The sequence below is a fragment of the Amycolatopsis aidingensis genome (assembly GCF_018885265.1).
GTDB classification, from domain to species: Bacteria; Actinomycetota; Actinomycetes; order Mycobacteriales; family Pseudonocardiaceae; genus Amycolatopsis; species Amycolatopsis aidingensis.
In genome coordinates, this window is sequence record NZ_CP076538.1 from 4,009,980 (window position 1) to 4,029,482 (window position 19,503).

General features: G+C 70.8%; 16 protein-coding genes. 9 read left to right on the plus strand and 7 right to left on the minus strand.

Annotation, left to right across the window (positions count from 1 at the left end; translation table 11 throughout):
• Nucleotides 1-201: 201 nt before the first annotated feature.
• The 3 genes from KOI47_RS18415 to acnA all read left to right on the plus strand — a co-directional run bounded on the left by KOI47_RS18415 (nucleotide 202) and on the right by acnA (nucleotide 5,233).
• The gene (locus KOI47_RS18415; RefSeq protein ID WP_216204886.1) at nucleotides 202-732 is read left to right on the plus strand and encodes a hypothetical protein; all 531 of its coding nucleotides are present in this window, start codon (nucleotides 202-204) and stop codon (nucleotides 730-732) included.
• The gene (locus KOI47_RS18420) at nucleotides 729-2,147 is read left to right on the plus strand and encodes a flagellar basal body-associated FliL family protein (protein ID WP_232376095.1); all 1,419 of its coding nucleotides are present in this window, start codon (nucleotides 729-731) and stop codon (nucleotides 2,145-2,147) included. The genes KOI47_RS18415 and KOI47_RS18420 overlap by 4 nt, the downstream gene beginning before the upstream one ends.
• 260 nt (nucleotides 2,148-2,407) lie before the next feature.
• Nucleotides 2,408-5,233 carry an aconitate hydratase AcnA gene (gene acnA / locus KOI47_RS18425; RefSeq protein WP_216204888.1) on the plus strand — a complete coding sequence of 942 codons (2,826 nt, stop codon included), beginning with the start codon at nucleotides 2,408-2,410 and terminating at the stop codon, nucleotides 5,231-5,233.
• A gap of 67 nt (nucleotides 5,234-5,300) precedes the next feature.
• On the opposite strand, the gene KOI47_RS18430 is transcribed toward acnA, so the two are convergent.
• The 7 genes from KOI47_RS18430 to KOI47_RS18460 all read right to left on the minus strand — a co-directional run bounded on the left by KOI47_RS18430 (nucleotide 5,301) and on the right by KOI47_RS18460 (nucleotide 13,062).
• Nucleotides 5,301-6,914 (minus strand): alpha/beta hydrolase, encoded by a 1,614-nt coding sequence (locus KOI47_RS18430; RefSeq protein ID WP_408629944.1) that lies wholly within the window; start codon nucleotides 6,912-6,914, stop codon nucleotides 5,301-5,303.
• 127 nt (nucleotides 6,915-7,041) lie between these two features.
• The gene (locus tag KOI47_RS18435; RefSeq protein ID WP_456318997.1) at nucleotides 7,042-7,476 is read right to left on the minus strand and encodes a nitroreductase family deazaflavin-dependent oxidoreductase; all 435 of its coding nucleotides are present in this window, start codon (nucleotides 7,474-7,476) and stop codon (nucleotides 7,042-7,044) included.
• Nucleotides 7,477-7,526: 50 nt separating this feature from the next.
• Nucleotides 7,527-8,495, minus strand: coding sequence for an L-histidine N(alpha)-methyltransferase (gene egtD / locus KOI47_RS18440; protein ID WP_216204896.1), 969 nt, complete (start codon nucleotides 8,493-8,495; stop codon nucleotides 7,527-7,529).
• Nucleotides 8,492-9,253: an ergothioneine biosynthesis protein EgtC gene (gene egtC, locus KOI47_RS18445; RefSeq protein WP_216204900.1), complete on the minus strand. Its 762-nt coding sequence runs from the start codon at nucleotides 9,251-9,253 to the stop codon at nucleotides 8,492-8,494. Before egtC ends, egtD begins: the two co-directional genes overlap by 4 nt.
• Nucleotides 9,253-10,590, minus strand: a complete 1,338-nt coding sequence (egtB, locus tag KOI47_RS18450) for an ergothioneine biosynthesis protein EgtB (RefSeq protein WP_216204903.1) — start codon at nucleotides 10,588-10,590, stop codon at nucleotides 9,253-9,255. The genes egtC and egtB overlap by 1 nt, the downstream gene beginning before the upstream one ends.
• A 4-nt stretch (nucleotides 10,591-10,594) precedes the next feature.
• Nucleotides 10,595-11,872, minus strand: coding sequence for an ergothioneine biosynthesis glutamate--cysteine ligase EgtA (egtA, locus tag KOI47_RS18455; protein ID WP_216204906.1), 1,278 nt, complete (start codon nucleotides 11,870-11,872; stop codon nucleotides 10,595-10,597).
• 266 nt (nucleotides 11,873-12,138) lie between these two features.
• Entirely contained in the window at nucleotides 12,139-13,062 is a 924-nt protein-coding gene (locus KOI47_RS18460; RefSeq protein ID WP_216204909.1) for a LysR family transcriptional regulator, read from the minus strand.
• Nucleotides 13,063-13,307: 245 nt separating this feature from the next.
• Here KOI47_RS18460 and KOI47_RS18465 point away from each other — a divergent pair, with 245 nt between their 5' ends.
• The 6 genes from KOI47_RS18465 (at nucleotide 13,308) to KOI47_RS18490 (ending at nucleotide 19,388) form a co-directional block, all read left to right on the plus strand.
• A complete protein-coding gene (locus KOI47_RS18465) occupies nucleotides 13,308-14,498 on the plus strand; it encodes a Glu/Leu/Phe/Val family dehydrogenase (protein ID WP_216204910.1) in 1,191 nt (396 codons plus the stop codon).
• Between the two features lie 126 nt (nucleotides 14,499-14,624).
• Nucleotides 14,625-15,215, plus strand: coding sequence for a TetR/AcrR family transcriptional regulator (locus tag KOI47_RS18470; protein ID WP_216204912.1), 591 nt, complete (start codon nucleotides 14,625-14,627; stop codon nucleotides 15,213-15,215).
• Between the two features lie 155 nt (nucleotides 15,216-15,370).
• The gene (locus KOI47_RS18475; protein ID WP_216204915.1) at nucleotides 15,371-15,937 is read left to right on the plus strand and encodes a TIGR03086 family metal-binding protein; all 567 of its coding nucleotides are present in this window, start codon (nucleotides 15,371-15,373) and stop codon (nucleotides 15,935-15,937) included.
• A 186-nt stretch (nucleotides 15,938-16,123) separates the two neighbouring features.
• The gene (locus tag KOI47_RS18480) at nucleotides 16,124-17,434 is read left to right on the plus strand and encodes a hemolysin family protein (RefSeq protein ID WP_216204918.1); all 1,311 of its coding nucleotides are present in this window, start codon (nucleotides 16,124-16,126) and stop codon (nucleotides 17,432-17,434) included.
• A complete protein-coding gene (locus KOI47_RS18485; protein WP_216204920.1) occupies nucleotides 17,431-18,486 on the plus strand; it encodes a hemolysin family protein in 1,056 nt (351 codons plus the stop codon). Before KOI47_RS18480 ends, KOI47_RS18485 begins: the two co-directional genes overlap by 4 nt.
• Nucleotides 18,483-19,388, plus strand: coding sequence for a 3-methyladenine DNA glycosylase (locus tag KOI47_RS18490; protein ID WP_216204923.1), 906 nt, complete (start codon nucleotides 18,483-18,485; stop codon nucleotides 19,386-19,388). The genes KOI47_RS18485 and KOI47_RS18490 overlap by 4 nt, the downstream gene beginning before the upstream one ends.
• Nucleotides 19,389-19,503 lie beyond the last annotated feature (115 nt).

Consider the following 19,503-nt stretch of genomic DNA (forward strand, 5'->3'; position numbering starts at 1 on the left):
ACCTTCCTGACCTGCGGTTTAGAAGATCCTCAGCAGACTGTCCCACTGATGCCACTTATTTACCAGTCGTCACACTCGACACTTGCTCCCCATCCACCACATTTCCCCGTTCCGGGGGACCCCTGGCACGGTCGGCCGCGTCAAACCGGCTGCCCGGCCGATGCCCATCGGGGATACTGCGAACGATCGAGGAGTAACACCATGCGCACAGCCCGTCCGACCGGCGCGTACCTGGCGGCCGCCTGCGCGGCGGCCGGCCTGGTGGGCGTGGTGGTGGGCAGCTTCCTGCCCTGGTTCGGCTCGGGCAGCGTGAGCCGAACGAGCTACCAGGCTGCCGCGCTGCTGGGCAGGCTGGACCTGTTCGACAACGCGCTGGTCGACCTGGCGTTACGCTCCTGGGTCGCGGTGCCGTTGCTGTGCGCGGGGAGCGTCGCGCTGTTCGCGCTCGGGCTGTTCCGCACGGCCGCGACCTGCACACTCGTCCTGGGTGCGGTGGTGGGAACCATCGGCATGGTCTGCGCCGTCCAAGGCACCGAAGCCGGCTCGGCAGCTGGGGGCGTCGCCGTTCTCATCCCGGGACCCGTCACCAGCACCGCCGGGTCCGCGGCCGCGGTGCTCGGTGCGCTCGGCGTGTTCGGCACGCTGTACCGCGCCGCGCGCCTGGGCCGGCGCCACCCGCGTGTGCAGGGCGAACAACACAGTACGACCGGAAGAGCAGGTATCCAACCGTGACGAATCCAGGGCAGGGCGGCCCGTGGCAGCCGCAGGGCATGCCACCGGGACAGCCGCAGTACGGCCAGCCCCAGTACGGGACGCCGCCGCAGGGGTACCCGCAGGGTTACCAGCAGCCCTACCACCAGCAGCCGTACGGCCACCCGCAACAGCCCTACTACCAGCAGCAACCGCCGCCGAGGAAGAGCAGGCGGGGCCTGGTCATCGGCCTGGTCGCCGCACTGGTGGTGGCCCTGGGTGGCGGCGCTACCTGGTTCGCGCTGTCCCAGACCGAATCCGTGGCCTCCGGCGCGGCCACACCCACCGAGGCTGCGCGGAACCTGGCCGGCTCGCTGGGCAACGGTGACCTGGTCGGCCTGCTCGGCAGCCTGGCTCCCGCGGAGGCCGCGCTGTTCACCGACCCGATCGAGGACGCCACCGGCGAGCTCAAGCGGCTCGGCGTGGTCAAGCCGGACGCCGACCCGAAGTCGCTCAGCGGCATGCGGCTGCAGGCCGAGAACCTGGCCTTCGACGAGGCGGCCCAGGAGCAGGTCAACGACCACGTCGCGATCACCAAGCTCACCGGCGGAACCCTCGAGGTCACCGCGAACCTCCAGGACGTCCCGCTGGCCGAGGACTTCATGGACGCCGTCCTCAGCCGCTCCGAGCGCGCGGAGCTGGAGCAGGGGCCGCAGACGCGGACCATCGACATCGCCGAGGTGGTCCGGCAGCAGGGCGAACCGGTCCGGATCGCCACCGTGAACGTGGACGGGGAGTGGTACCCCAGCCTGCTCTACACCATCGCCGACTACGCACTGCTGGCCGAGCGCCAGGCCTGGCCGCAGCAGCCCGTGCCCGCGATCGGGGCGGACTCGCCGAACGAGGCCGTCCAGCAGCTCGTCCTGGCCGCGCTGGACGGCGACCTGCGCCGGGTGATCGAGCTGCTGCCGCCGGACGAGATGGCCGTGCTGCACGACGTCGGCCCCGTCCTGCTGAACGCGATCGGCGCCGAGGCCGGGCCGTCCGGGATCACGGTGACCAGGCTGGAGACCGAGACCAGCGAGCTCAACGGGGGAACCAGGGCGACCGTGACGGCGCTGGAACTGACCAACGAGCGAAAGCGCAGCACGTTCTCGCTGGTCCGGGAAGGGACCTGCTACCGGGTGAGCGTCGACGAGAACTCCGACCGGCTGTGCGCCGATGAGCTCGCCACCATGCTGGAGCGCCGCTCCGACGTCAGCCTGCCGCCCGCCGCGCGGCAGGCCGTGCGCAACCTGGGCCTCGGCGTGTTCGAACAGGGCATCGGCGTGGTGACCACCGAGGTGGACGGCGAGCACTACGTCAGCCCGCTGCGCACGTTCAACGAGCTGGGGATGACCGTGCTGCGCAGCCTGCAGCCGGAGGACATCCAGGGGCTGATCCGCCTGGCCGAGTGAGCGCCTGCGCGCAGGCCGCGAGGGCCCGGTACCACACGGTGGTGCCGGGCCCTCGCGCATGGGGCCCCTTGAAGTAAAAAAAGGACACGCGTACTGTTTGAGGTGTCGCACGGCGCGAGCCCCCGGTCGCCGGTACCGGGGGTGTACGCCAGACTCGGCTCCGGTTGCCCGAACAACCGCCGCAACACAACCGAACTGACGTCGGACGCCCCGCGGGGCCGGTGCCCCGCGAGGTCCGTCCAACCCGAGTGGAGTTAGACGTGACTGCACCTGCCAGCAAGGACAGCTTCGGCGCACGAGACACGCTGAAGGTCGGCGAGGCCTCCTACGAGATCTTCCGGCTGGACAAGGTCGAGGGCGCACAGCGCCTTCCCTACAGCCTGAAGATCCTGCTCGAGAACCTGTTGCGGACCGAGGACGGCGCCAACATCACCGCCGACCACATCCGCGCCCTCGGCGGCTGGGACCCGGGAGCCGAGCCCGCCACGGAGATCCAGTTCACCCCGGCACGGGTGATCATGCAGGACTTCACCGGCGTGCCGTGCGTGGTCGACCTCGCCACCATGCGCGAGGCGGTGGCCGAGCTCGGCGGTGACCCGGACAAGGTCAACCCGCTCGCGCCTGCGGAGCTGGTGATCGACCACTCGGTGATCATCGACATCTTCGGTCGTGCCGACGCCTTCGAGCGCAACGTGGAGATCGAGTACGAGCGCAACCGGGAGCGCTACCAGTTCCTGCGCTGGGGGCAGGGTGCCTTCGACGAGTTCAAGGTGGTCCCGCCCGGCACCGGCATCGTGCACCAGGTCAACATCGAGCACCTCGCGCGCACCGTGATGGCCCGTAACGGCCAGGCTTACCCGGACTCCTGCGTCGGCACCGACTCGCACACCACGATGGTGAACGGGCTTGGCGTGCTCGGCTGGGGCGTCGGCGGGATCGAGGCCGAGGCCGCGATGCTCGGGCAGCCGGTGTCCATGCTGATCCCGCGCGTGGTCGGCTTCAAGCTGACCGGGGAGATCCCGCCGGGGGCCACCGCCACCGACGTGGTGCTGACCATCACCGAGATGCTGCGGCGGCACGGCGTGGTTGGCAAGTTCGTCGAGTTCTACGGCGAGGGCGTCGGCGCGGTGCCGCTGGCCAACCGCGCCACCATCGGCAACATGAGCCCGGAGTTCGGTTCCACCGCGGCGATCTTCCCGATCGACGAGGAGACCATCCGCTACCTCAAGCTGACCGGCCGCTCGGCCGAGCAGGTGGCACTGGTGGAGACCTACGCCAAGGAACAGGGCCTGTGGCATGACCCCGGGCACGAGCCGGAGTACTCCGAGTACCTCGAGCTGGACCTGTCCACCGTGGTGCCTTCGATCGCCGGGCCGAAGCGGCCGCAGGACCGGATCGAGCTGACCGACGCCAAGTCCTCCTTCCGCAAGTCGGTACACGACTACGTCGAGGAGCAGTACCCGACGCCGCACACCAATGTGGACGAGGCGGTCGAGGAGTCCTTCCCCGCCAGTGACCCGGCCACGCTCTCCTTCGCCGACGAGGACGCGGTGCCGGTGGCGTCGGCTGCCAACGGCGCCTCCGGGCGCCCGTCCAAACCGGTCACGGTGAGCTCCACCGAGCGCGGGGAGTTCGTGCTGGACCACGGGGCCGTGGTGATCGCCTCGATCACCTCGTGCACCAACACCTCCAACCCCTCGGTGATGCTTGGCGCGGCCCTGCTGGCGCGCAACGCGGTGAACAGGGGGCTCTCGGTCAAGCCGTGGGTGAAGACCTCGATGGCTCCCGGCTCCCAGGTGGTCACCGACTACTACGAGAAGGCCGGGCTGTGGCCGTACCTGGAGAAGCTGGGCTACCACCTGGTGGGCTACGGCTGCACCACCTGCATCGGCAACTCCGGCCCGCTGCCCGAGGAGATCTCCGCCGCGGTACAGGAGAACGACCTGACCGTCGTGTCCGTGCTGTCCGGCAACCGCAACTTCGAGGGCCGGATCAACCCGGACGTGAAGATGAACTACCTGGCCTCGCCGCCGCTGGTGATCGCATACGCGCTGGCGGGCACGATGGACTTCGACTTCGCCGAGCAGCCGCTCGGCCAGGACGAGCAGGGCAACGAGGTGTTCCTCGCCGACATCTGGCCGACGCCGCAGGAGATCCAGGAGACCATCGACTCGGCGATCACCCAGGAGATGTTCACCAAGGACTACGCGGACGTGTTCGACGGCGGTGAGCGCTGGAAGTCGCTGCCCACCCCGGAGGGCAAGACCTTCGAGTGGGACCCGCGGTCCACCTACGTCCGCAAGCCCCCGTACTTCGAGGGCATGGGCGCCGAACCGGAACCGGTGACCGATGTCGCGGGTGCCAGGGTGCTGGCCAAGCTGGGTGACTCGGTCACCACCGACCACATCTCCCCGGCCGGGGCGATCAAGGCGGACTCCCCCGCCGGGCAGTACCTGACCGAGCACGGGATCGAGCGCAAGGACTTCAACTCCTACGGCTCCCGGCGCGGCAACCACGAGGTGATGATCCGCGGCACCTTCGCCAACATCCGGCTGCGCAACCAGCTGCTGGACGCCATCGTCGAGGGCGGGGTGCAGGGTGGCTACACCCGGGACTTCACCCAGGAGGGCGGCCCGCAGTCGTTCATCTACGACGCCGCGCAGAACTACGCCGCCCAGGGGACCCCGCTGGTGGTGCTCGGCGGCAAGGAGTACGGCTCCGGCTCCTCCCGGGACTGGGCGGCCAAGGGCACCCGGCTGCTCGGGGTGCGCGCGGTGATCGCCGAGTCCTTCGAGCGCATCCACCGCTCCAACCTGATCGGCATGGGCGTGGTGCCGCTGCAGTTCCCCGAAGGCGAGTCGGCGAAGTCGCTGCGCCTGGACGGCACCGAGACCTTCGACATCACCGGGCTCACCGGGCTCAACTCCGGGGAGACCCCGCGCACGGTCAAGGTCACCGCGACCAGGGAGGATGGCTCGACCGTCGAGTTCGACGCCGTAGTGCGCATCGACACCCCCGGTGAGGCCGACTACTACCGCAACGGCGGCATCCTGCAGTACGTCCTGCGCAAGATGACCCGCTCCTGACACCCCGCTGTGAGTGGCCTGTTCCCTGCGAATTTCGCAGCGAACGGGCCACTCACAGCAGCGGCAGCTAGCCGAAGGGGTGGGTGTCCGGTTCGTACACCTGGCCCGGGCCGGGAACCTTCAGGTCGACCAGGTAGTCCGCGGTGGCCGAGTCCAGTTCGGCCGAGTTGCCGAGGATGCAGTGACCGAACGCATCCACCGACAGCAGGCGGGCGAACCCGAGCTGGTCGGCCATCCGCTCGGCGAACGCGTACTGGGTCGCAGGGTCGTAGTAGTTACCGATCACCAGCACGGGATGCTCGGTGGAACGGTTCCACGGTCCCCGGTAGGCGTCCGGCTCCCGCACCGGCCAGGCCGGGCAGCCCGCCGCGTCGGAGAACGCCTGGATCCGGCCGAAGGTCGGCAGTTCCCGCTCCCACTCGCCGGCCAGTTCGGGCACCCGCTCCTGCGCGTGCCCGAACCGCTTGTCCGAGCAGTTCACGCCGAGGTAGGCGTCCTGCGAGGTGTACGGGCTGTCCGGGCGCACGTCGTACCGGCTGTTCTCGGCCGGGTCGAGCAAAGTGGACAGATCATTCCTTGCCGGCGCGGACGGCTCGGGGTCGGCAGGCTCGGCTTCCTGCGGCGGGTGCAGCACCTCGTACAGCCGCTGCAGGTCCTGCGCCAGCCCGGGGAAGGCGTGCGGGGAGTACAGCGCCCCGGCGACGCCACCGGTGAAGGCGTTGATGTCCACTGTGTCCCCGTCCGGCAGCTCGATCGGCTCCCGGCGCAACCGCTCACGCAGCTCGGTGAACTTCTGCTTCGGCCTGCCCTCGCTGAACGCACACCGCTGGCGCACCTGCTCGCACTCGGTGAGAAAGGCCTCCAGCGCGATCTCGAACCCCTTCGCCCGTTCCCGCTCGTACCGGGTGCTGTCGGTGGTGCGCAGTGCGGGATCGACATTGCCGTCCAGCACCATCGCCCGCGCCTTGTCGGGGAAGAGGTTCGCGTAGGTGGCCCCGATCAGGGTGCCGTAGGAGAAACCGACGTAGTTGAGCCGTTCGTCGCCCACCGCCGCGCGCAACAGGTCCAGGTCGCGCGCCACGTCCTTGGTGGAAAGGTGGTTCAGCAGCGCGCCGGTGTTCGCCGCGCAGAATTCGCCGTATTCCTGGTAGGCGTGCAGTACATCGGATATCCGTTGCCGTTCCAGCGGAACCGGGACCTGCTTGCCGAGCACGTCATAGGCGTCCTCCTCGGTGGTGAAGCATCGCACCGAGGAACTCTTGCCGACCCCGCGCGGGTCGAAACCGATGATGTCGAAACGCTCCAGCACCCGCGGTTCGAACAACTGGTCCGCCAGCACCGGCAGGGTCCGGCCACTGCCACCGGGACCGCCGGGGTTCAGGAACAGCGAGCCGATCCTGGCGTCCGGCTTCCCTGCCGCCCGCCGCATCAGCGCCAGGTCCACGGTTCCGGCCGCGGCATTGTCGTGGTCCATCGGCACCCGGTAGGTCGCGCAGCCGAACTGACCCCGCTGCTCCTCCGGCACCGTCTCCAGCGCGGATTCCGCGCACTCTCCCCACTGGACCTGCGGGACCCCGGCCACCGGGGCGCCCGGTGCGGCGCCTGTCCCGGTCGCGGCGGCCGGGCTCGCGGTGAGCGCGAGCGCCACCGCGAGTGTCCCGGCCACCAGGCCCCCGCGCACCGGGCCTCGCCTCGTCGTCAACACCCGTTCCCTCCCACGATCGTGCGAATCTCGTTTTCCGGCCAGTGCTTTCAATAGGCAAGAATCGCACAACGGGGAGATCGAATACATTAACCGAAAGGATGGTTCAGACCTGTTGACACCCGGGTGATATGGTCAGTATGAATATCGGCAGCCGCCGCCCTGCGATCTGCCTTTCCATCTCGTAGCCGGGCCAGAATTCCAGCAACTCCCGCCACAGCCGGTCGTATTCGGCCCCTTCGGCCTCGCGGGCCCGGACCGGCAGCACCCGCCGCCCGCGCCACACGGTCGCCGTGGGGTTCGCCCGCAGGTTGTGTGTCCACCCGGGATCGTGCCGGCGCCCCCAGTTGGAACCGACCAGCACCAGTTCCCCGGCACGGGGCAGGCAGAGCAGGTTGGTAGCCCGCGCCAGCCCGCTCCGCCTGCCGGTCGTGCGCAGCCGCACCGAGGGCAGCCCGGCGAGCGCCACCAGGCCGAACCGGCCGCCGGACAGGGCGTACAGCCGGCGGTCCAGCCGGACGATCAGATCAGCGTGCCGCATCAGCCACGGCCGGGTGCCCAGCCTTCTGGCCACTGTGCTGAGCGGGTTCCTCACGTCGCACGGGCGAGGGAAACACCGAACCGGCCGCCGCTGTCGGTCCACCACCGCTGCGCGGCGAACCCCGCCTCGGACAGCTCCCCCTCGACCCCCTCCCGGCGGAACTTCGCCGAGATCTCGGTACGCAGTTCCTCCCCCTCGGCGAACCGCACCTCGAGATCGGCACCGGGAATGCGGACCGTCATCTCGGCCGTGGCGCGCAGCCGCATCTCGATCCATTCCCGTTCGGCGTCCCAGTGCGCCACGTGGCGGAACCGGTCCGGCTCGAAGTCGGCGCCGAGCCGCTCGTTGAGCACCCGCAGCACGTTGCGGTTGAACTCGGCGGTGACCCCGGCCGCGTCGTCGTAGGCACGCACCAGCGTGCCGGGGTCCTTCACCAGATCGGTGCCGAGCAGCAGCCACTCCCCCTCGGCGAGCACGTCCCGCACCGAACGGAGGAACTTGGCCCGCTGCGCCGGAAGGAAGTTGCCGATGGTGCCGCCGAGGAACACCACCAGCCGGGGCGGCTGCCCCGGCAGCAGGCCGAGGTGCTGAGTGAAGTCGCCGACCACGCCCCGCACGGCGAGGCCGGGATAGTCCTCGGTGATCGCGGCCGCGGCCTCGGCCAGTGCCGACTCCGACACGTCCATCGGCACGAAGGTGTCCAGCGTGCCGTGCGCCCGCAGCCCGTCCAGCAGCACCCTGGTCTTCTCGCTGGACCCCGACCCGAGCTCCACCAGCGCCCTGGCCCCGGTGGTGCCTGCGATCCAGCCGGCGGCCCCGTGCAGGATCTCCCGCTCTGCCCGGGTCGGGTAGTACTCCGGCAGTTCGGTGATCCGGTCGAACAGCTCGCTGCCGCGGGCGTCGTAGAACCACTTGGACGGCAGCCACTTGGCCCGCGCGGTGAGTCCTTCCCGGACGTCGGTGCGCAGCGCGCCCACGTCCTCGACCCGGTGGTGGACCTCGAGATCCACATCCTTCATGGCAGGTCACTCCGATCTGTGCTGATGGGATGGAACTCCACGGAACCGGCGCGGGCCAGCACCGCATGGCCGTCCGGAACCGGGGTCCAACCCGGCTCGGTGTCGCAGGGTTCGGAGGCGAGTACGGTCGCCGTCTCGGTGCGCCGGGCCGACAACGCGTGCGTCCATGCGGTCGCCACCGCCACCACGCCGTCAGTGAGCAGCAGGTTCAGCCGGGAGCCCGGCGCAGCCCTTTCCACCTCGCGCACCACCCCGGTGATCGCCGCCAGCGGGTCGCCGCCCGCGGCCAGCCGTTGCCGCACCAGCGCCCACAGCAGGGCGGAGTCGGTGGGTGCCGGCAGCCGCAGCAGCTCGGTGACCGGCAGCTTCTCGGCCAGCCCGGCGACCGAGTCCGGCCAGCCGCGCACCACGCCGTTGTGGCTGAACAGCCACTGCCCGTCCGCGAACGGGGCGCAGGCCGCCTCGGTCACCGGCATCCCTGGCGTTCCGGAGCGTACCGCCGCGAGGAACGCCCCTGTGCGCAGGGAACCCGCGATCGGCCGCAGCCCCTCGTCGGTCCACAACGGACCGGGCCGGCGGTAGCGCACCGGTGCACCGTCACCCGGGTACCAGCCGAGGCCGAAACCGTCCGCGTTCACGGTGCCGCCCGCCCGCATGTCGGCGGGCGCGTGGGACTGCCGCAGCAGCGAGTGCGGCGCGTCGAACACCAGCTCGGCGGGAGCGCAGGGCGGGCCGAGATAGACCAGATGGCGGCACACTAGACGCTCCTCGCGCACCGGAAACCGGCGAAGATCTGCCTGCGGATCGGGTAGTCCCAGTTCCGGAAGGTGCCCCGCACGGCCGCGATATCGGTGCCGAAGGAACCACCGCGCAGCACCTTGTGGTCCGGGCCGAAGAACACCTCCGAGTACTCCCGGTACGGGAAGGCCGTGAACCCCGGGTAGCCGCGGAAGTCCGAGGCGGTCCACTCCCAGACATCGCCGATCAACTGGTGCACCCCGAGCGCCGAGGCCCCCTCCGGATAGGCCCCCACGGGGGCGGGCCGCAAGTGCCGCTGCCCGAGGTTGGCCTGGTCGGACCGGGGTTCCTCGTCGCCCCACGGGAACCGGCGGGAGCGCCCGCTGGCCGGGTCGAACCGCGCGGCCTTCTCCCACTCCGGCTCGGTCGGCAGCCGCTTGCCTGCCCAGGCGGCGTAGGCCTGGGCCTCGTGGAAGGAGACGTGCACCACCGGTTCCTCCGGCGGCACCGGCTCGTCCACCCCGAACCGCCTGCGCCACCACCGGTCCCCCTCGCGGCGCCAGAACCGCGGCGCCACGATCTCGTGCGCGCGTACGTACTCCCAGCCCGCCTCGCTCCACCACCGGCGCTGGTCGTAGCCACCGGACTCGACGAACTCCAGGTAGTCGCCGCAGGTCACCGGCAGGGTGTCGATGGCGAAGGCGTCCACGTGCACCTCGTGCGCGGGGCGCTCGTTGTCCAGCGCCCACGGCTCGGCCGAGGTGCCCATCAGGAAGGTCCCCGCCGGAACGTGCACCTCGGCCGGCAGCGGCCCGGCGCGCCGCGGTGGCGTCGGCTCGGCGCGCAGCGCCGGCTCGCCCTTGCGCAGCTGGTGGGTGGCCAGCATGGTCTCGTCGTGCTGCTGCTCGTGCTGGGTGATCATGCCGAAGGCGAAGGCGGTCTCGGTGAGCCTGCGCCCGGTCAGCCGCGCGGAGTTCAGCACGTCGAAGGCCTTGTCCCGCACCTCGCCGACGTAGGCACGCGCCTCGGCAGGCCCGAGCAGCGGCAGCGCGGGCCGGTCGGCCCGTGGGTGCTGGAAGGCGTCGTAGAGGTCGTCGATGTCCGGGCGCAGCGGCTCCCGGCCGCCCACGTCCCGGACCAGCCAGATCTCCTCCTGGCTGCCGATATGCGCGAGGTCCCACACCAGCGGGGACATCAGCCGGGAGTGCTGGCGCACCAGGTCCTCGTCGTCCACGGCGTCGGTGAGCGCCGTGCTCCGCTCCCGTGCCCTGCTCAGCGCCCGCGCGGTGTGCTCGCGCAGCCGCTCGGTGCCGAGCTCGCGCAGCGGGCTCGGTGCTTCGGTGTGCCGGGTGGACATCGGGTCACTCCTTCCCCGCGTGCCGCAGGCGCAGCCGCACGCTGTCGGTGATCTCGGCAAGGGTGCTTTCGGGCAGGCCGGTGCGCGGGAGCTCGGCACAGCCGAGCTCCACCACCTGGCGGGCCGCCGCGGCGATCTCCGGTACGGCCAGGCCGTGCCGGGCGGCCTGCTCCCACCGGTCGGCCACGGGGGCGCAGACCGCCAGCGCGCGATGCGCCGTTGCGGGCCGGTCCAGCAGCGCGGCCAGCAGTGCCACCGGATGCAGCCAGCGGTCCGGTGGCTGCGCGTCCAGGTAGCGGGCCTCCACGTAGCCGCGCGGGCGAACCGGGGTGAACATCGTGGTGAGGTGGTAGTCCAGGTCGGCGGTGGTCGGCGGGTCCAGCACGCCCGCGGCGCCGCGCCCGGCGACCCAGTCGGCGAAGGTCAGACCCGCGGGCGCGTCCCACGGCCCTTCCGGGCGGCGCAGCACCATCAGCGGGGTGTCCATCATCCGGCGAGCCCAGTCCCGCGCCGGATCGGGTGAGGCCATGGCGGGCCGGGTGCGGGCCCGCTCGGTGCCCATCACGGCCAGCCAGCGCGCCGAGGCATGCCCGGTGTCGGCCCCGGCGTGCCTGCGGGAGTTGGCGAACAGCGCCAGCAGCACCGGCCCCAGCGCGTGCGCCGCGGCCCAGCGTTGCGCGATGTGTTCCCGCTCCCCCGCGTCCAGGCAGATCTGCAGGCCCGCCGTGCTGCACATCATGGTGATGCCGCCGGTTCCCATCGGGGCGAAGCGGCGTTCCATCGCGGCGTACCGCTCGGTGGTGAGTACCCTGGACGGCCCGCGATGCGGGTCGATCCCGTGCTCGCCGAGGCACAGGCCGGCGCGGGCGAGGAGTTCGGTGAGGTGGCGCAGGTCGGCGGAGACCACCGCGGACAGCTCGGCGAGCGAGGGCTGCGGGAGTGCGGAGATCTCGACCTGGGCGCCGGGTTCGAGGGTGAGCGGGGAGCCGCCGGGCAACGGTTGCGCCGGACTGTCCGGGCTGAGGGTGCGGGGGGCGTGCGGGCCGAGTGCCTCGGCGAGATGAGCGGGATCGAGTGGACGGCTGGGATCATCGACGTGGTGCACGGTGTACTCGAGTTCGACGCCGATCAGCCGCGGTGGCCCGTGCTTGAAGCACACCGAGGCGACGTAGGCCTCCCCTTCCGCGCGATCGGAAACCACCCGTGCGGAGGTCTGCTCCGCCGCCGCGTCGCGCTGCGATGTTCGGTTGATGTGCGGGAAGTGATCGTGAACAGCCGTCATGACATCCGCCTGCCGTCCAGTCCGGTCCATCGGAACACTCGCTCATCGACGCTACACGGGGGGTACGACAGGTTGCAGGCCCAGCGAGCACCGCCGGCGCTCAGCGCGTGTTGGTAAACGCGCGACACGATCGGCTCGGCCAAGCTCGGGCTCGGTCACGATCGTCACCTTCGCAGGTACGGCGCTCGGCCTCGCCGCTCGTGGGCTTTGCCCAGCGCGTTCCTCCGCTCACCACAAGCAGCTATCTCCGGTTCACCAACAGGCTCTCAGGGCAGGGGTGAACGCACGCCGAGCCCCAGTTCGGCTGCCGCCGTGCGCACCGCGTCGATGACGAACTGCAGCGAGGGGCGCCGCGAGGCCGTGGTGCGGTAGGCGATGGACACCGTGCGCATCACCGGGCTGGTCAGCGCCACCACGTCCACCCCCGGCGGGCGCAGGGTCAGGCCAAGGTCGGAGACCAGGGTGATGCCGAGCCCCGCGCCGACCATGGCCATCGCGGTGGCCTGCTCCCCGACCTCGTGGTTGATCTTCGGCTCGAACCCGCTGCGCTGGCAGGCGATCAGCACGGCCCGGCCGAAATGGCTCTTCGGCCCGGCGAGGATCCACGGGTGCTCGGCCAGCTCCAGCAGGGAGACCGAGCCTGCCGGGATCGCCCCGGTCGGCACCGCGGCGTGCAGCCGCTCCACCGCGATGACCGCCCGCTCCAGGCCGGGTTCCCAGGGCATCGGCATATCCGAGTAGTCGATCACGAAGGAGAAGTCCAGTGCGCCGTCCCGGACCGCACCCGCGGTGTCCTCCGGCGCCAGCTCCCTGGTGCGCACCTCGATCCCGGGATGGTCCGCCGCCAGCGCGGTGAGCGCGGTGGGCAGCAGGCCGGAGGCGACCGAGGCCCACACCCCCGCGGTGAGCCGCACCGAGGCGGTGTCCTGGGCCTCCTCCAGCGCCAGCGTGGCCCGCTCCACCGAGCCGAGGATGTCCTCCGCGTGCTCGGTCAGCAGCATCCCCAGTTCGGTCAGCTGCACCCTGCGGCCGAGCCGTTCGAAGAGCTTGGCACCGACGTCCCGCTCCAGCTGCGCGAGTTGCTGGGACACGGCCGATGCGGTGTAGTGCAGCGCCGCCGCGGCCGCGGTGACGGTGCCCCTCCGGTGCAGCTCGCGGAGCATCCGCAAGCGGTGCAACGAAAGCTCCATGCAGGAAGCGTAAAGGCAAACGTGCATGATCCTTAACTGGACGCGCGGCCGTCACTGCCGCACTGTGGAATCACCGGCCCGCCACGGGCAGGCACCGGGGACACCGCAGCTCAGCACCGTCCAGAACGCCGAGTACGCCGACTGCCAACGCTTTCGGCGAGCTGTCGTGTGCCCGCGGTCGCCAGCCGACCAGGCCGGCAGGCGTAGCGCCCGCAATCGACTCGAATGGCTTGGAGGTGGGTTGAGTGAGCACCGAGAAGACCGAACCCCTGCTCAGGTTGACCTGGACCGACCCGGTGACCGGTACTCGTGGTTACCTCGTCGTGCACACACTCGTCTCCGGGCTGGCCACCGGCGGCACCCGGATGCGGCCGGGCTGCACCCTGTCCGAGGTGGAGGACCTCGCCCGCGGGATGGCGGCCAAGACCGCCGCGTTCAACCTGCCGGTGGGTGGCGCCAAGGGCGGTATCGACTTCGACCCCAAGGACCCGCGCGCGGTGGGCGTGCTGGAACGCTTCTGCGCCGCCATGCGCCCATGGCTGGACGACCACTGGGTGACCGCGGAGGACCTCGGGGTGCCGCAGCACGTGATCGACGACGTGTTCGCCCGGCTGGGGCTGCAGCAGTCCTACCACGCGGCGATCAGCCGCTCCAGCGCTCCGGAGCGGACCCTGCGCCGGGTGCAGGCCGGGCTGAACGCACCCGTCCCCGGCGGGCTGCTGCTGGGTGACGTGGTCGGCGGCTACGGGGTGGCGCAGGCCTGCCTCGGCGCCGCGGGCACCTGGGGCTGGGAAACCGCGGACACCACCGTCGCCGTGCAGGGCATCGGCACGATGGGCGGCGGCGCCGCCTGGTACCTGCACGAGGCCGGGATGCGGGTGGTCGCCGTCGCGGACGCCGCGGGCACCCTGTACCACCCGGACGGGCTGGACATCCCGGCGCTGCTGGAGCTGCGGGACGCCTTCGGCGAGATCGACCGTGAGCGCGTGCCGGAGGACGTGCTGCGCCTGCCGCGCAACGCCGTGCTGGGCATCCAGGCCGACATCCTGGTTCCCGCGGCGGTGTCCTACGCGCTCACCCCGGACAACACGGTGGACGTCAGGGCCAGGGTGGTGGTCGAGGCCGCGAACTCGGCGACCACCCCGGAGGCCGAGGCCATGCTCGCCGCGCGCGGCATCCCGGTGATCCCGGACTTCGTGGCGAACGCGGGTGCGGCCGCCTGGGCGTGGTGGCTGCTGCTGGGCGAGGTCGGCGCCAACCCCGCCGACTCCTTCCAGCGGCTGCGCTCGGAGATGCAGGCCAAGGTGGCCCTGCTGCTCGGGCAGTGGGACACCGAGGCGACGCCGCCGAGGCAGACGGCATGGGAGCTGGCTGCGGCCAACCGGGGCCTGCTCCAGGACCGGCCCGCGGACCAGCAGGTCGTCACCATCCCCTGAGGCCGTGTTCAAGAAGGCGCGCTCCCCGCATCACCTCAGGCAGCCGCCTTCTTGAACAGCACCCGAGGCATCACAGTACGTACGTACGGATTGCACCGGTCCTGTCCCACCTGACAGGATCGGGGGATGCCACGGGTCAGCCAGGACCATCTTGCCGCACGCCGTCGCCAGATTCTGGACGGCGCGCGGGCCTGTTTCGCACGGCACGGCTACGAGGGTGCGACCGTGCGGCGGCTGGAGGAGGCCACCGGGCTGTCCCGGGGCGCGATCTTCCACCACTTCCGGGACAAGGAGTCGCTGTTCCTCGCGCTCGCCGAGGACGACGCCGCGCGGATGGCCGATGTGGTGGCGGCGCAGGGCCTGGTGCAGGTGATGCGGGACCTGCTGGCCAACGGCAGCGCGCATCCGGCCGACTGGCTGGGTACCCGGCTGGAGGTCTCCCGGCGGCTGCGCACCGACCCGGAGTTCCGGGCCCGCTGGGCCGAGCGCTCCGAGCAGCTCACCGTGGCCACCCGCAACCGGCTCGCCCGGCAGCGGGAGGCGGGCAACCTGCGCGACGACATCGACATCGAGGTGCTCACCGCCTTCCTCGAACTGGTGCTGGAAGGCCTGGTGTCGCACGTGGCGATGGGGCTGCCGGCGGACGATCTCGAGCCGGTGCTGGACCTGGTGGAGGAGACCGTGCGCAGGCACCGCGCCAGGGACGAGCCCCGCTAGCTCGTGTTCAAGAAAGCCTGCGGCTCCCCGATCTGCTGCCCGATCCGGATGTCGTTGCCGCCGGGGTCGATCACGATGAGCTGGCGCACCCTGAGCGCCCGTACCGTACAGCGTACAAAGTGCGCGCGTCGCCGCCCTCGTGGTGCAGTGGACGCATGGAGCTTCTCGACGCACACGGCGAGGCGATGCGCGGGTTCGACCGGGTGGTGCACCAGGTCGGCACCGGGCAGTGGCACGAGCCCACGCCGTGCACCGAATGGGACGTCCGGGATCTGGTCACCCACCTGGTGAGCGAGCAGCTGTGGGCGCCGCACCTGCTGGCCGGTGCGACCCTGGAGGAGATCGGTGACCGGTTCGACGGCGATGTGCTCGGCGCGGACCCGGTCGGGGCCTGGGAGCGGGCCGCGGCGGCGGCCCGCGAGGCGTGGACCGCGCCCGGGGTGCTGGAGCGCACGGTGCACGTCTCCGGCGGCGAGGCGGAGGCGAGCCGGTACGGCTGGGAGATGACCGTCGACCTGGCGGTGCACGGCTGGGACCTGGCCACGGCGATCGGCGTGCCGCACCCGATCGGCGACGCGCTCGCCGCCACCCTGCTGGAGCGGTTCCGGCCGCTGGTGGACGACATCCAGGGGCTGGGCATCTTCGCGCCGCCCGTCCCGGTGGCCGCGGACGCCGATGCCGCGACCGAACTCGTCGCGCTGCTCGGCAGGAACCCCGGCTGACCAGCCGGGTGCCCCATACCGGACACGAGCGTGCACGGCACTCGCTAGACTAGGGGAATCGCTATAGTCGGATCTTTCTCGAGGAGTGGCACCTTCCGTGCGCGATTCGCCGTCGCCTGGTGACAGTACTTGGCCGGGTGACCTGCCCGGCTCCCCCGCATCCCCTGCCCGGAACGGCGTCCGCTGATGGACATCGTGCTCGCCATCGCAGGCGTCCTGTTCGTACTACTGCTCACCATCGGCACCGGTCTCGCGGTGGCCGCCGAGTTCTCCCTCACCGCGCTCGAGCGCAGCACGGTGGAGGCCAACGTCCGGGAGGTCGGCGACCGCAGGTCGAAGGCCGTGCTCAAGGCGCACCGCACACTGTCCTTCCAGCTCTCCGGTGCGCAGGTCGCGATCACCCTGACCACCCTGATCACCGGGTACGTGGCCGAACCGATGATCGGGGAGCTCATTCGCCCCGCGCTGGACGGGCTCGGCCTGCCCGCGGGGATCACCCGCGGCGTGTCCCTGGTACTCGCGCTCTTCCTGGCCACCTCACTGTCCATGGTGGTCGGCGAGATGATGCCGAAGAACCTGGCGATCGCGCGGCCGCTGCAGACCGCGCGCGCGGTGGCCGGCTACCACTCCCGCTTCTCCGCGTTGTTCGGCTGGTTGATCAACCTGATGAACAACAGCGCGAACTGGGTGGTGCGCAAGCTGGGTATCCACCCGCAGGAGGAGCTGCGCTCGGCGCGTTCCCCCCAGGAGCTCGGCTCGATCGTGCGCAGCAGCGCGGAGAGCGGCACTTTGGACACCTCCACCGCGGAGCTGCTCGGCCGCTCGCTGCGCTTCGGCGAGCGCACCGCCGAGGAGCTGATGACCCCGCGGGTGCAGGTGGAGTCGCTCACCGTGAACGACACCATCAACGACCTTGTGGAGCTGTCCCGGCGCACCGGGTTCTCCCGGTTTCCGGTCTACGGCGAGGATCTCGACGACGTGCAGGGCGCGGTGCACATCAAGCAGGCCTTCACGGTGCCCCGCGCCGAACGGGACACCGTGCCGATCGGTTCGGTGATGCGGCCGTTGCCGACCGTTCCGGAGTCGCTGCCCGGTGACTCCCTGCTGGACCGGCTGCGCGACTCGCGGTTCCAGCTGGCGCTGGTGGTGGACGAGTACGGCGGCACGGCCGGAATGGTCACCCTGGAGGATGTGGTCGAGGAGATCATCGGCGACGTCCGCGACGAGCACGACGCGCTGGAGGCACCCACCTCGCAACGCCTCGGCGCGGACAGTTGGATGGTCTCCGGGCAGCTGCGCGCGGACGAGGTGTTCGACATCGCTGGCTTCCGGATGCCGGACGGGGACTACGAGACGGTGGCCGGGCTGCTGCTGGAACGACTGGGCCGGATCCCCGAGGTCGGCGACGAGATCGAGGTGGACGGCTGGCGGCTGACCGTCAGCCGGATGGACCGGCACCGCATCGCGGAGCTGCGGCTGGATGAGGTGGCGCGATGAACGACTGGCTCGCCATCGCGATGATCGCCGTGCTGCTGCTGGCCAACGCCTTCTTCGTGGGCGCGGAGTTCTCCCTCATCTCCTCCCGGCGGGACCGGTTGGAGGCCTTGCTCGAGCAGGGCAAGACGCGGGCCCGGATCGTGATCAACGCGAGCAGGAACGTGTCGCTCATGCTGGCGGGCGCCCAGCTGGGCATCACCATCTGCTCCCTGCTGCTGCTACAGGTCGGCGAGCCCGCGGTGGCGCACCAGCTGGAGGCCGCGTTCACCGCCGTGGGCCTGCCGCTGCCGGGGTACGTGCTGCACCCGATCGCGTTCGCCTTCGCGCTGACCGTGATGACCCTGCTGCACGTGCTGATCGGCGAGATGGTGCCGAAGAACCTCGCCATCGCCGAGCCGGAACGGCTGGCGCTGTGGCTGGTACCGGCACACGTGGCCTGGGTGAAGCTGGCCAACCCGTTCATCTGGCTGCTGAACTTCGTCGCCAACCTGCTGCTGCGGGTGGTCCGGGTGCAGCCGAAGGACGAGCTGGAGACCGCCTACACCTCCGCCGAGCTGGCCGACCTGCTGCGCGAGTCGCGCCGGGAGGGCCTGCTGGACCAGTCCGAGCACCGCAGGCTGAGCCAGACCCTGTCCTCGGTGCAGAAAACGGTGGCCGACATCCTGGTCCCGGTGACGGAGCTGAAGACCCTGCCGAGCAACCCGACGGTGGGCGATGTGGAACGCGCGGTGTCCGCCACCGGGTTCTCCCGCTTCCCGGTACGCACCGACGCGGGTGAGCTGATCGGGTACGTACACGTGAAGGACGTGCTGGACCAGGCGGGCGACGACCCGGCGACGGTGGTGCCCCCGGCCAAGACCCGGCGGCTCACCGAGCTGCCCGCGCACCTGCGGCTGGACGAGGCGCTGTCGGCGATGCGGGCCGACGGCAGTCATCTGGCCAGGGCGGTGGACCCCGATGGCAGGCCGATCGGTGCCGTGGCGCTGGAGGACCTGGTCGAGGAGTACGTGGGCACCGTGCGGGACGGGACGCACGTCACGGGAGCACCATGAGCCAGGCCACCGTGCTGGCGCAGGCCGAGTGGCAGGCGCGGGAGCGGGCGCACCGGGATCGGATGCGGCACTGGACCGTCCCGCACCAGCGCCGCCGGGCGGACGGAACCCGGCATCCGGTGCTGGACTTCCTGTTCACCTACTACTCGCACCGGCCGAGCCACCTGGAACGGTGGCAACCGGGCCCCGGCGTGGTACTGGCGGGCCCGGACGCCCTGCGGTTCCTGCGGCGGCCCGGCTACCGGGAGGTGGCGGGCGGTGTCGCGCTGGACCGGGCGGCGTTCACCGAGCGGAAGGCGAGCACGGCCCGGTTCATCCACTCGCTGCTGGCCGCCACCGCCACCCGTGCCCCGCGGCTCAGCTGCTTCGGGCTGCACGAGTGGGCGATGGTGTACCGCGAGCCCACGGACCAGGTACGTCACGCCCAGTTACCGCTGCGGCTCGGTTCGGCGGGCACCGACGAGGTGGTGGAGTCCCTGGACATCCGGTGCGGGCACTACGATGCGTTCCGCTTCTTCAGCACGCCCGCGCGGCCGCGCAACGCGCTGCAACCGACCCGGCGGACGCAGATCGACCTGGAACAGCCCGGTTGCCTGCATGCCAACATGGACCTCTTCAAATGGGCCTACAAACTCGACCCGTTCATCCCGTCCGAACTGCTCGGTGACTGTTTCGAACTGGCGGCTCAGATCCGGATCCTGGACATGCGGGCCAGCCCGTACGACCTTTCCGGCCTCGGATACCAGCCGGTGCGGATCGAGACCGCGGAAGGCAGGGCCGAATACGCCAGGGCACAGGCCGATTTCGCAAGGCGGGCCACTCCCCTGCGCGAACGGCTGATCGCGCACTGCCACGAATTGCTGGTGGAGAACAAACCCGATTGCGAGAACGGTGGCGACTGATTACCCACTGTTCGAGGATGTGGTATCAGTAGATTCTCCCCACCCGCTTAACCTGTTAGGGTGACGACGTTTTCGGTTTTGTGCACGGAGAGCAACTAGCTCGGGGAGCAGGCGC

Coding starts and splice junctions, on each gene's coding strand:
- KOI47_RS18415 (WP_216204886.1), top strand. CDS start 202: ATGCGCACAGCCCGTCCGACCGGCGCGTACCTGGCGGCCGCCTGCGCG.
- KOI47_RS18435 (WP_456318997.1), bottom strand. CDS start 7,476: ATGCGGCACGCTGATCTGATCGTCCGGCTGGACCGCCGGCTGTACGCC.
- egtD (WP_216204896.1), bottom strand. CDS start 8,495: ATGAAGGATGTGGATCTCGAGGTCCACCACCGGGTCGAGGACGTGGGC.
- egtB (WP_216204903.1), bottom strand. CDS start 10,590: ATGTCCACCCGGCACACCGAAGCACCGAGCCCGCTGCGCGAGCTCGGC.
- egtA (WP_216204906.1), bottom strand. CDS start 11,872: ATGACGGCTGTTCACGATCACTTCCCGCACATCAACCGAACATCGCAG.
- KOI47_RS18460 (WP_216204909.1), bottom strand. CDS start 13,062: ATGGAGCTTTCGTTGCACCGCTTGCGGATGCTCCGCGAGCTGCACCGG.
- KOI47_RS18470 (WP_216204912.1), top strand. CDS start 14,625: ATGCCACGGGTCAGCCAGGACCATCTTGCCGCACGCCGTCGCCAGATT.
- KOI47_RS18475 (WP_216204915.1), top strand. CDS start 15,371: ATGGAGCTTCTCGACGCACACGGCGAGGCGATGCGCGGGTTCGACCGG.
- KOI47_RS18480 (WP_216204918.1), top strand. CDS start 16,124: ATGGACATCGTGCTCGCCATCGCAGGCGTCCTGTTCGTACTACTGCTC.
- KOI47_RS18485 (WP_216204920.1), top strand. CDS start 17,431: ATGAACGACTGGCTCGCCATCGCGATGATCGCCGTGCTGCTGCTGGCC.
- KOI47_RS18490 (WP_216204923.1), top strand. CDS start 18,483: ATGAGCCAGGCCACCGTGCTGGCGCAGGCCGAGTGGCAGGCGCGGGAG.